Raw genomic sequence first — 13,438 nt, 5'->3', positions numbered from 1 at the left:
AGTTAAATAACAATCCACATACGAGAATGTCACTTACCCCACCAAGGTCGATCTCCAGCCGTATTGTTAAAATATTAACTAAATGCCTAGAGTATGCCCGCCATCGCCCACCCGACGGCGATGGTTTCCCCTCAATCCTGGAGACAAGAACAATGATCAGGACCCCGAAACCGCTGGCACTCGCCTGCCTGCTGGGCCCCGCGCTGGGCCTCGGTGGCGTGGCACGGGCCGACTTCCTGGCCGACAGCAAGGCCAGCGTCGAAGCCCGCAACATGTACATGAACCGCGACTTCCGCCAGCACGGCGCCGCCCAGGCCAAGGCCGAGGAATGGGCCCAGGGCTTCACCCTGCGCTACGAGTCCGGCTTCACCGAAGGCACCGTCGGCTTCGGCCTGGACGCCATGGGCCAGACCGCCATCAAGCTCGACTCCGGCAAGGGCCGGCGCGGCACCGGCCTGCTGCCCTACGGCGCCCAGAGCCACGAGCCCGAGGACACCTACAGCGAGCTGGGCGTGACCGCCAAGCTGCGCCTGGCGCGCAGCGTGCTGAAGCTCGGCACCCTGCAGCCGCAGCTGCCGGTGGCCGCCTACAACGACGTGCGCCTGCTCTCCTCCACCTACTCCGGCGGCCTGCTGACCTCCCAGGACGTGGATGGGCTGACGCTGAACGTCGGCCGGCTGGAGAAGATCAACCTGCGTGACTCCTCCAGCAACGACGAGATGAACTACGGCGGAGTGGAAAGCGCACATCTGGACCTGATCGGCGGCAGCTACGCGGTCAACCCGGGGCTGACCCTCAGCTACTACGCCGCGCAGATGGAGGACATCTACCGCCAGCACTTCGTTGGCCTGGTGCACAACGCCACCCTCGGCGACGGGGTGACGCTGAAGACCGACCTGCGCTACTTCGACACCGGCGAGCACGGCGACCACCGCTACCGCAGCGCCAAGCGGGTGGACGGCGGGCGCATCAACAACCGCTTCTTCAACGGCATGCTCACCCTCGGCATGGGCGCCCACAAGGTCGGCCTGGGCTACCAGAACCTCTCCGGCGACGGCGACTTCGCCTACCCGGGGCTGGACCCGTACTCGGTCAACCTGGTGACCTTCAACGTCTTCACCAAGGCCGAGACGGACGCCTGGCAGGCGCGCTACGACTTCGACTTCGCCGCCCTGGGCATCCCCGGCCTGAGCTTCATGACCCGCTACGTGAGCGGTGAACACGTGCAGACGGCCAGCGTGCGCAACGGCAAGGAGTGGGAGCGCGACACCGACCTGGCCTACGTCTTCCAGGACGGCCCGCTGAAGGGCTTCAACGTGCGCCTGCGCAACGCCACCTTCCGCTCCAGCAACGGGCTGACCACCGACGTGGACGAGAACAGGCTGATCCTCGGCTACACCCTGCCGCTGTTCTGAGCCCAGTCGCGTCTCCCCGATGGCCACACGGGCCGTCGGGGAGCCGACATTCGGCGCGCCCCGGCGGAGGCTCGGTGCCGGCGTGAGCGTGGAGGGTTCTAGGCCGGAAGCGATAGGTGGGTGCGGATCGCCTCCAGCGCCGCGTCCACCGTCAGCCGGGCCGTGTCGACGGTGAAGGGCGGGCTGTCCCACGGGTCGAACGCGTGCCGCTGCACGGACGCCCAGGTGGGCGGCACCAGGCCCGGGATGTCGCCCTGGCGCGTCTCGACCCGGCGCCGGTGCTCGGCCGCGTCACTGCAGATCACCCGCACGTCGCACAGCCTCGCGCCGGCGTCGGCTGCCACCTGTGCCCAGGCCTGGCGGCTCTCGGCCACCGGGTTGACGCAATCCACCACCACCCGATGCCCCAGCCGCAGGTTGCCCAGGGCCAGGCCGTTGGCCACGCGGTAGCCACTGGTGCCCACGTCGGCGGCGATGCCGGACTCGCGGATGGCCTGCTCGATCACGTCGAGCCGCAGGTACACCGCGCCCAGCTCGCGGGCCAGACGCGATGCGAGCGTGGTCTTGCCGGTGCCCGGCAGACCCGTGAAGACGATCAGCACACTCATCTCATTCCGTCCCTCGGCTGCTGCGGTAGGCCCCCGGGGTCATCCCGGCGTGACGGGTGAAGAAGCGACTGAAGTAGGCCGGGTCCTTGAAGCCCAGGCGGTAGCCGATGCCGTTCACCGACTCCCCGGTGAACAGCAGCAGGCGCCGCGCTTCCTGCATCAGCCGTTCGAACACCAGGCGCTTGGAGGGCATGCCGGCGATGCGTCGGCACACCTCGTTGAGCCGTGCCTCGGTCACGCCCAGGGCATCGGCGTACTGGCCCAGGCCCCAGTGCTCGGGGTAGCGCTGTTCGATCAGCACGTTGAAGCGCTGGAAGATGTGCAGGTCCTCGCGGCGGGCCGGCTGGGCGGCCAGGGAGCGGCTGGAGAGGCGCAACAGGCTGATGAAGATCAGCTCGGTCAGCGCCACCAGGCTCAGGGCGCGACCCGGTCGGCTGTCGGCGAACTCCTGGCGCAGTTCGTCGAACAACAGGTTCAGGCGCGCCACCTCCCCTTCGTAGCGCGGCTCCAGCGCCCCCACCGACACGCACAACGGCGCGATGCGCGGGCCGCTGGCGAGCCCGGCGTGGGCCTCCAGCAGCGGCCACACCAGTTGCTGGCGCACGGTCAGCACATGGCCGTCACTTTCTGCATCGGTGACGAAGGCGTGGGTGACGGTGGGCGGGGTGAGGAAGAACATCGGCCCTTCCTGGACGAAGCCCTCGTCGTCGAGAAACACCCGCACGGTGCCGCTCTTGACGTAGTGCACCTGGAAGAAGCGGTCGTGGCGGTGCACCGGCATGTTGCGGCCGAAGAAGTCGGCAAGCTTGCCGAGGGCCTCGTAGTGCACGTCGGCATCGGCGTAGCGCTGGTCATAGACCTGGCCGATGTCGATGTTGGGGATGGGCGAGGACACCGCCATCGTGGCCGCCTCCGCGGGGCTCAGGGCTTGATCTGCTTCAGCTCGTTGAGCAGGTCCAGGAGCTGCTGCAGCTTGGCCTCGCCGAACTGCTGGTGGATCTTCTGGTAATTGCGCTCCATGCCATCGCTCATGGACACGAAGCACTGCTGGCCCTTTTCGGTCAGGCCGACAAAGACCCGGCGCTGGTCCTGGGCGGACTTCCAGCGGCGCACCACGCCATCACGCTCCAGGCGCGCCAGCACGCCGGTCATGCTCGGCTTGAGGATGCAGGCCTGCTGCGCCAGCTGGTGGCTTTCCATCTCGCCGGACTGGCGCAGGATGCGGATGACCCGCCACTGCTGCTCGGTCAGCCCGTGCTGGTTGAGCAGCGGCCTGAAGAAGGCCATGGCGGCCTCGCGGGCCTGCAGCAGGGTCAGGGTCAGGGACGGTCGTGGGGTCGACATCAGGCGGTCTCGGTGGGAAGTGAAGGTGAAGAATTTAATCAACAACCGCCGAACCGAGGCAATTACCTTCCTGCTGCCACAGCCTGTAAGCCCCCGCCTGGCAACCCGGTGCAACTCGGTTTGGCAGCCAGCGACAAGTCCCGTTTGCCCTCCGCGCTTTAAATAGCCACAGCCCGATCGCACGACCAAGGCTTGATTGTCGTTAACATATTAACTATAAAAGTTAACCTGTTAATGAGTTAACGGTTTTCAGGTGCTGCGCTCCCACCGTCGAGCCCACCTGTTTTTTTCATCGGGGCCCTGCCCCACCTGCGTCAGGAGTGAACAGATCCATGCGTCGCGCCACTAGCGAAGTCGCCCAAGGCACCCTGTTCGGCGTCGCGCTGAACTACAGGGGGCTGCTGGAAAGCCGACTGCCCGAGTTCAACGAGCCGCCCTACCAGAAGCCGCCGGTCAAGCCGGTGCTCTTCATCAAGACCCCGAACACCCGCAACCACGACGGCGGTGCCGTGCCCTTCCCGGCCGGCGAGCGCCTGCAGCCGGGCCCGGCCCTGGGCGTGGTGATCGGCCGCGACGCCAGCCGCGTCAGCGCCGAGGACGCCCTGGCCCACGTGGCCGGCTACGTCATCGTCAACGAGTTCAGCCTGCCGGAAACGAGCTACTACCGCCCGGCGGTGAAAGCCAAGTGCCGCGACGGCTTCTGCGCCCTCTCCGACGAGCTGGTGCCGGCCGAGAGCATCGGCAACCCGCACGCCCTGGGCATCCGCCTGCGGGTGAACGGCGAGCTGCGCCAGGAAAACAGCACCGCCAACCTGGTGCGCAGCATCCCCCAGCTGATCGCCGAGATCAGCGAGTTCATGACCCTGCACGAAGGCGACGTGCTGATCACCGGTACCCCGGAAGGCCGTGTCGACGTGCAGCCCGGCGATGAGGTGGTGGTGGAGATCGACGGCCTCGGCCGCCTCGCCAACACCGTGGTTGCGGAATAAGGAGTCCCTGATGAAACACGCACGTATCCGTTACCAGGGCGACATCCACGCCGTGACCGTCGAAGACGGCAACGCCGTCCGCCTCGCCGATGGCCGCCTGCTGGCCGAAGACCAGGTCGAGTGGCTGCCCCCGGCCACCGGCAGCATGTTCGCCCTCGGCCTTAACTACGCCGACCACGCCGCCGAACTGGCCTTCAAGGCGCCCACCGAGCCGCTGGCCTTCATCAAGTCCCCCGGTACCTACACCGGCCACAACCAGGTCACCTGGCGCCCGGACAACGTCGCCTACATGCACTACGAGTGCGAACTGGTGGCGGTGATCGGCAAGCCCGCGCGCAACGTCAAGCGCGAGGACGCCCTGCAGTACCTGGCCGGCTACACCGTCTGCAACGACTACGCCATCCGCGACTTCCTCGAGAACTACTACCGCCCCAACCTGCGGGTGAAGAACCGCGACTGCACCACCCCGGTCGGCCCCTGGATCGTCGACGCAGCCGACGTGCCGGACCCGTCGAAGCTCAGGCTGCGCACCTGGATCAACGGCGAGCTGAAGCAGGAAGGCACCACCGCCGACATGATCTTCGACATCCCCTACCTGATCGAATACTTCTCCAGCTTCATGACCCTGCAGCCGGGCGACATGATCGCCACCGGCACGCCGGAGGGCCTGGCCGACGTGGTGCCGGGCGATGAAGTGGTGGTGGAAGTGGAAGGCGTCGGCCGCCTGGTCAACCGAATCGTCAGCGAAGCCGAGTTCTTCGCCCGCAAACAAGAGGCATGAGCAGCATGATCAAGCACTGGATCAACGGCCAGGAAGTCGAAAGCAAAGAGACTTTCGTCAACTACAACCCGGCCACCATGGACGCCATCGGCGAAGTCGCCAGCGGCGGCGCCGAAGAGATCGCCGCAGCCGTCGCTGCCGCCAAGGACGCCTTCCCCAAGTGGGCCAACACCCCGGCCAAGGAGCGCGCCAAGCTGATGCGCAAGCTGGGTGAGCTGATCGACCAGAACGTGCCCAAGCTGGCCGAACTGGAGACCCTGGACACCGGCCTGCCGATCCACCAGACGAAGAACGTGCTGATCCCCCGCGCCTCGCACAACTTCGAGTTCTTCGCCGAGGTCTGCACCCGCATGGACGGCCACAGCTACCCGGTGGACGACCAGATGCTCAACTACACCCTCTACCAGCCGGTGGGCGTGTGCGGCCTGGTCTCCCCGTGGAACGTGCCGTTCATGACCGCCACCTGGAAGACCGCACCCTGCCTGGCCCTGGGCAACACCGCCGTGCTGAAGATGAGCGAACTGTCGCCGCTGACCGCCAACGAACTGGGTCGCCTGGCGCTGGAAGCCGGCATCCCCAAGGGCGTGCTCAACGTGGTGCAGGGTTACGGCGCCACCGCCGGCGACGCCCTGGTCCGCCACCCGGACGTGCGCGCCATCTCCTTCACCGGCGGCACCGCCACCGGCCGCAAGATCATGCAGACCGCCGGCCTGAAGAAGTACTCCATGGAGCTGGGCGGCAAGTCCCCGGTGCTGATCTTCGATGACGCCGACCTCGACCGCGCCCTCGACGCTGCGCTGTTCACCATCTTCTCGCTCAACGGCGAGCGCTGCACCGCCGGCAGCCGCATCTTCATCCAGGAGACCGTCTACGACCGCTTCGTCGCCGAGTTCGCCGCCCGCGCCAAGCGCCTGATCGTCGGCGACCCGCAGGACCCGAAGACCCAGGTCGGCTCGATGATCACCCAGGCCCACTACGACAAGGTCACCGGCTACATCCGCATCGGCATCGAGGAAGGCGCCACCCTGCTGGCCGGCGGCCTGGAGCGCCCGGCCAATCTGCCCGCGCACCTGTCCAGGGGCCAGTTCATCCAGCCCACCGTCTTCGCCGACGTGGACAACCGCATGCGCATCGCCCAGGAAGAGATCTTCGGCCCGGTGGTGTGCCTGATGAAATTCAAGGACGAGGCCGAGGCCCTGCGCCTGGCCAACGACACCGAATACGGCCTGGCCTCCTACATCTGGACCCAGGACATCGGCAAGGCCCACCGCCTGGCCCGTGGCATCGAAGCCGGCATGGTGTTCATCAACAGCCAGAACGTGCGCGACCTGCGCCAGCCGTTCGGCGGTGTGAAGGGCTCCGGCACCGGCCGCGAAGGCGGCCAGTACAGCTTCGAAGTGTTCGCCGAGATCAAGAACGTGTGCATTTCCATGGGGAGCCACCACATTCCCCGCTGGGGCGTGTAGCCACGCCAGGTACTCATGCAGAACGCCCAGGTGCCGGAACCCGGCACCCAGGGCGTCGTATCAGCTGGCGTGCATCCACAACCACAAGAATCCCGGCCGCCCCACCAGGCGCCCGCCACCAGGAGAACCGTCATGGGCAACGTTGCTCTGGCTGCCAAGATCACCCACGTCCCCTCCATGTACCTGTCGGAGCTGCCCGGCCCGCGCCACGGCTTCCGCCAGGCCGCCATCGACGGGCACATCGAGATCGGTCGCCGCTGCCGCGAACTGAACGTCGACACCATCGTGGTGTTCGACACCCACTGGCTGGTCAACGCCAACTACCACGTCAACTGCGCCGCCCAGTTCGAAGGGCTCTACACCAGCAACGAACTGCCGCACTTCATCAGCAACATGGACTACGCCTTCCCCGGCAACCCCGAGCTGGGCCGCCTGCTGGCCGAGGAATGCAACCGCCTGGGCGTGGAGACCATGGCCCACGACGCCACCACCCTCGCCCCCGAGTACGGCACCCTGGTGCCCATGCGCTACATGAACACCGACCGCCACTTCAAGGTCATCTCCGTCTCCGCCCTGTGCACCTCCCACTACCTCAACGACAGCGCCCGCCTCGGCTGGGCCATGCGCCAGGCCGTGGAGAAGCACTACGACGGCAACGTCGCCTTCCTCGCCAGCGGCTCGCTGTCCCACCGTTTCGCCCAGAACGGCCAGGCCCCCGAGTTCGCCACCAAGGTCTGGAGCCCCTTCCTGGAGACCCTCGACCACCGCGTGGTGCAGATGTGGCAGGACGGCGAATGGGAAGACTTCTGCGCCATGCTCCCCGAGTACGCCGTCAAGGGTCATGGCGAAGGCTTCATGCACGACACCGCCATGCTGCTCGGCGCCCTCGGCTGGTCGAAGTACGACGGCAAGGCAGAGGTCGTGACCCCCTACTTCGGCTCCTCCGGCACCGGCCAGATCAACGCCATCTTCCCGGTCACCCCCCAGGACGGCTCGGCCATTCCCGCCGCCCAGGCCTCCAACCCCGGCGGCAGCCCCACCGGCAGCCGCCTCTGAGGACCGCGCCATGCCGCACTTCATCGCCGAATACACCCACAACATCGAAGCCGAGGCCGACCTGCCCGGCCTGTTCGAGAAGGTCCACGCCTGCCTGGGCGCCTCCGGGGTCTTCCCCCTCGGCGGCATCCGCAGCCGTGCCGTGCGCCTGGACACCTGGCGCATGGCCGACGGCCAGCACGACTACGCCTTCGTCCACATGACCCTGAAGGTGGGCGCCGGCCGCGACCTGGCCACCCGCCGCCAGGTGGCCGATGCGCTGTTCGAAGTGATCAGCGGCCACTTCGCCGCGCTCCAGGCCCGGCGCCTGCTGGCCCTCTCCTTCGAGATGACCGAGCTGGACGCCGAGCTCAACTACAAGCTCAACAACGTGCACGCCTTCCTCAAGGGCCAGGCCGGCTGACCCCGGCCCACCGCCGGCGCGGGGTGACAACGCCCCGCGCCGCGCACCCCGACGCGACTCCCAACAAGAAGTACAAGACCATGAGCACCGCCCACACCGCCTGCCCCACCGGCGCTGACCACGCCACCCGCGACACCACCCACCGCACCGTCACCTGGCGGCTCATGCCGCTGCTGCTGGTGTGCTACCTGTTCGCCCACCTGGACCGCATCAACATCGGCTTCGCCAAGATGCAGATGAGCGCCGACCTGCAGTTCAGCGACACCGTCTACGGCTTCGGCGCCGGCCTGTTCTTCATCGCCTACGCCCTGTTCGGCGTGCCCAGCAACCTCGCCCTCGACCGCGTCGGCCCGCGCCGCTGGATCGCCACCCTGATGGTGGTCTGGGGCGTGCTCTCCACCAGCATGTTCCTGGTGCAGGGCGCCACCGGCTTCTACGTCCTGCGCTTTTTGCTGGGGGTCGCCGAGGCCGGCTTCTTCCCCGGCATCCTCGTCTACCTCAACCGCTGGTACCCGGCCCGCCGCCGCGCGCAGATCACCGCCCTGTTCGCCATCGCCGTGCCCATGGCCGGGGTGATCGGCGGGCCGCTGTCCGGCGCCATCCTCGAAGGCTTCCACGACGCCCTCGGCCTGCGCGGCTGGCAGTGGATGTTCCTCCTCGAAGGCGCCCCCGTGGTGCTGCTCGGCCTGCTGGTCTGGGCGCGCCTGCCGGAGCGCTTCGATGACGTCGCCTGGCTCGACGACGCCCAGAAGCGCCAGCTGCGCGAAGACATGGCCCAGGAGGAACAGCGCAAGCCGATCACCTCCTTCGCCGGCATCCTGCGCGACCGCCACGTCTGGCTGCTGGTGGCCATCTACTTCGCCGTGATGCTCGCGGTGAACACCCTGGCCTTCTGGATGCCCACCCTGATCCACGGCGCCGGCGTCGCCCGCGACAGCCAGGTCGGCCTGCTCAGCGCCGTGCCCTACCTCGCCGGGGTGTTCTTCATGCTCGCCTGCGGCCGCTCCTCGGACCGCCACCGCGAACGCCGCTGGCACCTCAGCGTGCCGCTGCTGATGTGCGCCGTGGGCATCGCCAGCAGCGGCCTCGCGCCCACCAGCGCGATCCCCGTGCTGGCCGGCCTGATCATCGCCGGCATGGGCGCCAGCGCCGCCCTGCCGATGTTCTGGCAACTGCCGCCGGCCTTCCTCTCCGATAAGGCCCAGGCCGCCGGCATCGGCCTCATCAGCTCCTTCGGCAGCATCGCCTCGTTCCTCGCGCCCTACCTCATCGGCTGGATGCGCGACACCACCCAGAGCGCCAGCCTCGCGCTGTTCGTCCTGGCCTTCTTCATCGCCCTCGGCGCCGGACTGGTGCTGCGCACCCCCGCCGCCCTGGTCAACCCACGCTAAGAGAGAACCCACCATGCTCGACGCCCCCCTGATCCAGCAGGCCGCCGCCCGACTCGACGCCGCCGAACGCGCGCGGCAGCAGATCCGCCAGTTCTCCCTGGACCACCCCGGCATCACCATCGAAGACGCCTACGCCATCCAGCGCGCCTGGGTGGCGCAGAAGATCCAGAACGGGCGCAAGCTGGTGGGCCACAAGATCGGCCTCACCTCCCGCGCCATGCAGGTGTCCTCCAACATCACCGAGCCGGACTACGGCGCGCTGCTGGATGACATGTTCTTCGACGAAGGCACCGACATCCCCTTCGAGCGCTTCATCGTCCCCCGCGTGGAAGTGGAGCTGGCCTTCGTCCTCGGCAAGCCGCTGCGCGGGCCGAACGTCACCCTGTTCGACGTGCTCGATGCCACCGAGTGGGTCATCCCCGCCCTGGAGATCATCGACGCCCGCATCCAGCAGGTGGACCCGCAGACCCAGGCCACCCGCAAGGTCTTCGACACCATCTCCGACAACGCCGCCAACGCCGGCGTGGTGATGGGCGGACGCGCCGTGCGCCCCACCGAGATCGACCTGCGCCGCGTGCCCGCCGTGCTCTACCGCAACGGCGTGATCGAGGAATCCGGCGTCTCCGCCGCCGTGCTCAACCACCCGGCCAAGGGCGTCGCCTGGCTGGCCAACAAGCTGGCGCCCTACGACGTCACCCTGGAAGCCGGGCAGATCATCCTCGGCGGCTCCTTCACCCGCCCGGTGGCCGCCCGCCCCGGCGACACCTTCCATGTCGACTATGACCAGCTGGGCTCGATCGCCTGCCGCTTCGTCTGAACCACCGCCCACGAGGAGTCCCCATGGACATGCCCGTCAACACCTTCAAGCAACGCCTCCTGGCCGGTGAGGCCCAGGTCGGCCTGTGGCTCGGCCTGGCCGACCCGTACTGCGCGGAGCTGGCCGCCAACGCCGGCTTCGACTGGCTGCTGATCGACGGCGAGCACGCCCCCAACGACCTGCGCAGCCTGCTCGGCCAGTTGCAGGCCGTGGCGCCCTACCCTGCCCAGCCGATCATCCGCCCGCCCATCGGCGACCCGGTGCTGATCAAGCAACTGCTCGACATCGGCGTGCAGACCCTGCTGGTGCCCATGGTGGACTCCGCCGCCCAGGCCGCCGAACTGGTGCGTGCCATGCGCTACCCGCCCTCCGGCATCCGCGGCGTCGGCAGCGCCCTGGCCCGTGCCTCGCGCTGGAACAGCATCCCCGGCTACCTGGACAAGGCCGACGAACAGATGTGCCTGCTGGTGCAGATCGAGAACCTCGACGGCCTGGCCAACCTCGACGCCATCGCCGCCGTGGAGGGCGTCGACGGCGTGTTCATCGGCCCGGCCGACCTCTCCGCCGCCATGGGCCATCGCGGCAACCCCGGCCACCCCGAGGTGCAGGCCGCCATCGAAGACGCCATCGCCCGCATCCGCCGCGCCGGCAAGGCCGTCGGCATCCTCAGCGCCGACGAGGCCCTGGCCCGCCGCTACCTGGAGCTGGGCTGCAGCTTCGTCGCCGTCGGCGTCGACACCAGCCTGCTGATGAAGGCCCTGCAAGGACTCGCCGGCCGCTTCAAGGGCACGCCCGCGCCGCCGTCCAGCACCGGCAGCGTCTACTGACCCGCATTCCCGACCCGCTCCCTCCATCAACGTCCGCCCCGGTGCTGCACGCAGCACCGGGAACGGGCGACGACCGTCCGAAAGAAGGCAGACCGATGACCCTCGATGACCTCAACCTGCTGCGCGAACAGGCCTACGTGAACGGCCAGTGGATCGAATCCGACGACGACGCGCGCTTCGCCGTGACCAACCCCGCCAACGGCGAGCTGATCGCCGAAGTCGCCTCCCTCGGCCGGGTGGAAACCGCCCGCGCCATCGACGCCGCCCAGGCCGCCCTGCCCGCCTGGCGCGCCCGCACCGCCAAGGAGCGCAGCACCATCCTGCGGCGCTGGTACGAGCTGATCATGGCCAACCAGGAAGACCTGGCCCGCCTGCTCAGCTGGGAACAGGGCAAGCCCCTGGCCGAGAGCCGGGGCGAGATCGCCTACGGCGCCAGCTTCATCGAGTGGTTCGCCGAAGAGGCCAAGCGCGTCTACGGCGACGTCATCCCCCACGACAAACCCGGCCGCCGCCTGGTGGTGATCAAGCAGGCCATCGGCGTGGTCGCCGCCATCACCCCGTGGAACTTCCCCAACGCCATGATCACCCGCAAAGTCGGCCCGGCCCTGGCCGCCGGCTGCACCGTGGTGCTCAAGCCCGCCTCGGAGACGCCGCTGTCCGCCCTCGCCCTGGCGGCGCTCGGCGAGCGCGCCGGGATTCCCGCCGGGGTGCTGAACATCGTCCCCGGCACCCGCTCGCGGGAGATCGGCGCCGAACTGACCGGCAACCCACTGGTGCAGAAGCTCTCCTTCACCGGCTCCACCGGCATCGGCAAGCTGCTGATGGCCCAGTGCGCCGAGACCATCAAGAAGGTCAGCCTGGAACTGGGCGGTAACGCGCCCTTCATCGTCTTCGACGACGCCGACCTCGACGCCGCCGTGCAGGGCGCCCTCGGCTCCAAGTTCCGCAACACCGGGCAGACCTGCGTGTGCACCAACCGCCTGCTGGTGCAGCGCGGCGTCTACGACGAGTTCGCCCGGCGCCTGGTGGCGGCGGTCAACGCCCTAAAGGTCGCTCCGGCCGACGACGACGGCGCCCAACAAGGCCCGCTGATCAACGCCAAGGCCGTGGCCAAGGTGGAGGAACACATCGCCGACGCCGTCGCCAAGGGCGCCCGCGTCCTGGCCGGCGGCAAACCCCACGCCCTGGGCGGCAACTTCTTCGAGCCCACCGTGCTCGGCGAGGTGACCCCGGAGATGCTGGTGGCCCGCGACGAGACCTTCGGCCCGCTGGCACCGATCTTCCGCTTCGACACCGAGGAGCAGGCCATCGCCATGGCCAACGACACCGAATTCGGCCTCGCCTCCTACCTCTACACCCGCGACCTCGGCCGCGCCTGGCGGGTCAGCGAAGCCCTCGAATACGGCATGGTCGGCGTCAACGAAGGCCTCATCTCCACCGAAGTCGCCCCCTTCGGCGGCATCAAGCAATCCGGCCTCGGCCGCGAAGGCTCCAGATACGGCATCGACGACTACATCGAGCAGAAGTACATGTGCCTGGGCATCGGCTGATGCCCTCAGCGTTGGTCAGCGTGGGCTGAAGCCCACCCTACGGAAATGCCCCTGATCCACCGGGCAGCACCCTGTGGGAGCGGCATGGCTCCGGCGGTGGATCGATGAAGCGCGATCCATCCTGCGCCACGGTCATGTCCGTAGGATGCGGTGAGCTCGGCGAACCGCATCACCTCGTGCCCGAGCCCCGCAATGATGGGCTTCGCACAGCTCAGCCCATCCTACGTTTGTCGCCGCGACCCGGTGCGTGTGGGGGGCTGAAACGAAAAAACGCGGCCGAGGCCGCGTTTTTCGTGGAGCGGGTGGGGTCAGAAGAAGCCCAGGGGGTTGATGTCGTAGCTGACCAGCAGGTTCTTGGTCTGCTGGTAGTGGTCGAGCATCATCTTGTGGGTTTCGCGGCCGACGCCGGATTTCTTGTAGCCACCGAAGGCGGCGTGGGCCGGGTACAGGTGGTAGCAGTTGGTCCAGACGCGGCCGGCCTTGATGCCACGGCCCATGCGCCAGGCGCGGTTGATGTCGCGGGTCCAGAGGCCGGCGCCGAGGCCGAACTCGGTGTCGTTGGCGATGGCGAGGGCTTCGGCTTCGTCCTTGAAGGTGGTGACGCCGACCACCGGGCCGAAGATCTCTTCCTGGAAGACGCGCATCTTGTTGTGGCCTTTGAGCAGGGTCGGCTGGATGTAGTAGCCGGTGGCGAGGCTGCCTTCGAGCTTCTCGGCGGCGCCGCCGGTGAGCACTTCGGCGCCTTCCTGCTGGGCGATGTCGAGGTAGCTGAGGATCTTCTCGTACTGCTG

At 68.0% G+C, this 13,438-nt stretch carries 13 protein-coding genes and 1 pseudogene; 10 read left to right on the top strand and 4 right to left on the bottom strand.

All coding sequences use genetic code 11. The annotated features are described in order from the left end of the window. The first annotated feature begins 152 nt into the window (after positions 1–152). Entirely contained in the window at positions 153–1,415 is a 1,263-nt protein-coding gene (locus RTK35_RS21300) for an OprD family porin (protein WP_309042400.1), read from the top strand. A gap of 98 nt (positions 1,416–1,513) precedes the next feature. Here RTK35_RS21300 and RTK35_RS21295 read toward each other — a convergent pair whose 3' ends face one another. Genes RTK35_RS21295 through hpaR form a run of 3 tightly spaced genes read right to left on the bottom strand, consistent with a single transcriptional unit; the run spans position 1,514 to position 3,367 of the window. Further along, positions 1,514–2,017, bottom strand: coding sequence for an AAA family ATPase (locus tag RTK35_RS21295; protein ID WP_316909085.1), 504 nt, complete (start codon positions 2,015–2,017; stop codon positions 1,514–1,516). Positions 2,018–2,024: 7 nt separating this feature from the next. Next, positions 2,025–2,924: a 4-hydroxyphenylacetate catabolism regulatory protein HpaA gene (hpaA, locus tag RTK35_RS21290; protein WP_069564844.1), complete on the bottom strand. Its 900-nt coding sequence runs from the start codon at positions 2,922–2,924 to the stop codon at positions 2,025–2,027. A gap of 20 nt (positions 2,925–2,944) precedes the next feature. Next, positions 2,945–3,367, bottom strand: coding sequence for a homoprotocatechuate degradation operon regulator HpaR (hpaR, locus tag RTK35_RS21285; RefSeq protein WP_044405190.1), 423 nt, complete (start codon positions 3,365–3,367; stop codon positions 2,945–2,947). 332 nt (positions 3,368–3,699) lie between these two features. On the opposite strand from hpaR, the gene RTK35_RS21280 reads away from it, so the two are divergent. From RTK35_RS21280 to RTK35_RS21240, 9 genes are all read left to right on the top strand, one after another. Further along, positions 3,700–4,356 carry a fumarylacetoacetate hydrolase family protein gene (locus RTK35_RS21280; protein ID WP_107331043.1) on the top strand — a complete coding sequence of 219 codons (657 nt, stop codon included), beginning with the start codon at positions 3,700–3,702 and terminating at the stop codon, positions 4,354–4,356. A 10-nt stretch (positions 4,357–4,366) separates the two neighbouring features. Further along, the gene (locus tag RTK35_RS21275; RefSeq protein ID WP_074968526.1) at positions 4,367–5,137 is read left to right on the top strand and encodes a fumarylacetoacetate hydrolase family protein; all 771 of its coding nucleotides are present in this window, start codon (positions 4,367–4,369) and stop codon (positions 5,135–5,137) included. 5 nt (positions 5,138–5,142) lie between these two features. Then, positions 5,143–6,603 carry a 5-carboxymethyl-2-hydroxymuconate semialdehyde dehydrogenase gene (hpaE, locus tag RTK35_RS21270; RefSeq protein ID WP_236211486.1) on the top strand — a complete coding sequence of 487 codons (1,461 nt, stop codon included), beginning with the start codon at positions 5,143–5,145 and terminating at the stop codon, positions 6,601–6,603. Positions 6,604–6,735: 132 nt separating this feature from the next. Then, positions 6,736–7,659, top strand: coding sequence for a 3,4-dihydroxyphenylacetate 2,3-dioxygenase (gene hpaD / locus RTK35_RS21265; protein WP_222901423.1), 924 nt, complete (start codon positions 6,736–6,738; stop codon positions 7,657–7,659). 10 nt (positions 7,660–7,669) lie between these two features. Continuing rightward, positions 7,670–8,062: a 5-carboxymethyl-2-hydroxymuconate Delta-isomerase gene (locus tag RTK35_RS21260; protein ID WP_044405200.1), complete on the top strand. Its 393-nt coding sequence runs from the start codon at positions 7,670–7,672 to the stop codon at positions 8,060–8,062. Positions 8,063–8,142: 80 nt separating this feature from the next. Next, positions 8,143–9,453 carry an MFS transporter gene (locus RTK35_RS21255; protein ID WP_044405203.1) on the top strand — a complete coding sequence of 437 codons (1,311 nt, stop codon included), beginning with the start codon at positions 8,143–8,145 and terminating at the stop codon, positions 9,451–9,453. A gap of 13 nt (positions 9,454–9,466) precedes the next feature. Then, positions 9,467–10,270, top strand: a complete 804-nt coding sequence (gene hpaH / locus RTK35_RS21250; RefSeq protein WP_316908935.1) for a 2-oxo-hept-4-ene-1,7-dioate hydratase — start codon at positions 9,467–9,469, stop codon at positions 10,268–10,270. A 23-nt stretch (positions 10,271–10,293) separates the two neighbouring features. Continuing rightward, on the top strand, positions 10,294–11,097 hold the full coding sequence (gene hpaI / locus RTK35_RS21245) for a 4-hydroxy-2-oxoheptanedioate aldolase (RefSeq protein ID WP_316908934.1): 804 nt from the start codon (positions 10,294–10,296) through the stop codon (positions 11,095–11,097). A 95-nt stretch (positions 11,098–11,192) separates the two neighbouring features. Then, positions 11,193–12,647 (top strand): NAD-dependent succinate-semialdehyde dehydrogenase, encoded by a 1,455-nt coding sequence (locus RTK35_RS21240; RefSeq protein WP_316908933.1) that lies wholly within the window; start codon positions 11,193–11,195, stop codon positions 12,645–12,647. Between the two features lie 308 nt (positions 12,648–12,955). On the opposite strand, the pseudogene adh reads toward RTK35_RS21240, so the two are convergent. Further along, positions 12,956–13,438 (bottom strand): annotated as a pseudogene (gene adh, locus RTK35_RS21235) (aldehyde dehydrogenase); the annotation flags it as partial.

This window comes from Pseudomonas sp. zfem003 (assembly GCF_032621675.1).
GTDB classification, from domain to species: Bacteria; Pseudomonadota; Gammaproteobacteria; order Pseudomonadales; family Pseudomonadaceae; genus Metapseudomonas; species Metapseudomonas otitidis.
The sequence above is the reverse complement of the archived record's forward strand: the minus strand, read 5'-3'. Positions and strand labels throughout refer to the sequence as shown.

Bases quoted from the DNA above. Each gene is read 5' to 3' on its own strand.
- RTK35_RS21300 (WP_309042400.1), top strand. From the start codon at position 153: ATGATCAGGACCCCGAAACCGCTGGCACTCGCCTGCCTGCTGGGCCCC.
- hpaA (WP_069564844.1), bottom strand. From the start codon at position 2,924: ATGGCGGTGTCCTCGCCCATCCCCAACATCGACATCGGCCAGGTCTAT.
- hpaR (WP_044405190.1), bottom strand. From the start codon at position 3,367: ATGTCGACCCCACGACCGTCCCTGACCCTGACCCTGCTGCAGGCCCGC.
- RTK35_RS21280 (WP_107331043.1), top strand. From the start codon at position 3,700: ATGCGTCGCGCCACTAGCGAAGTCGCCCAAGGCACCCTGTTCGGCGTC.
- RTK35_RS21275 (WP_074968526.1), top strand. From the start codon at position 4,367: ATGAAACACGCACGTATCCGTTACCAGGGCGACATCCACGCCGTGACC.
- hpaE (WP_236211486.1), top strand. From the start codon at position 5,143: ATGATCAAGCACTGGATCAACGGCCAGGAAGTCGAAAGCAAAGAGACT.
- hpaD (WP_222901423.1), top strand. From the start codon at position 6,736: ATGGGCAACGTTGCTCTGGCTGCCAAGATCACCCACGTCCCCTCCATG.
- RTK35_RS21260 (WP_044405200.1), top strand. From the start codon at position 7,670: ATGCCGCACTTCATCGCCGAATACACCCACAACATCGAAGCCGAGGCC.
- RTK35_RS21255 (WP_044405203.1), top strand. From the start codon at position 8,143: ATGAGCACCGCCCACACCGCCTGCCCCACCGGCGCTGACCACGCCACC.
- hpaH (WP_316908935.1), top strand. From the start codon at position 9,467: ATGCTCGACGCCCCCCTGATCCAGCAGGCCGCCGCCCGACTCGACGCC.
- hpaI (WP_316908934.1), top strand. From the start codon at position 10,294: ATGGACATGCCCGTCAACACCTTCAAGCAACGCCTCCTGGCCGGTGAG.
- RTK35_RS21240 (WP_316908933.1), top strand. From the start codon at position 11,193: ATGACCCTCGATGACCTCAACCTGCTGCGCGAACAGGCCTACGTGAAC.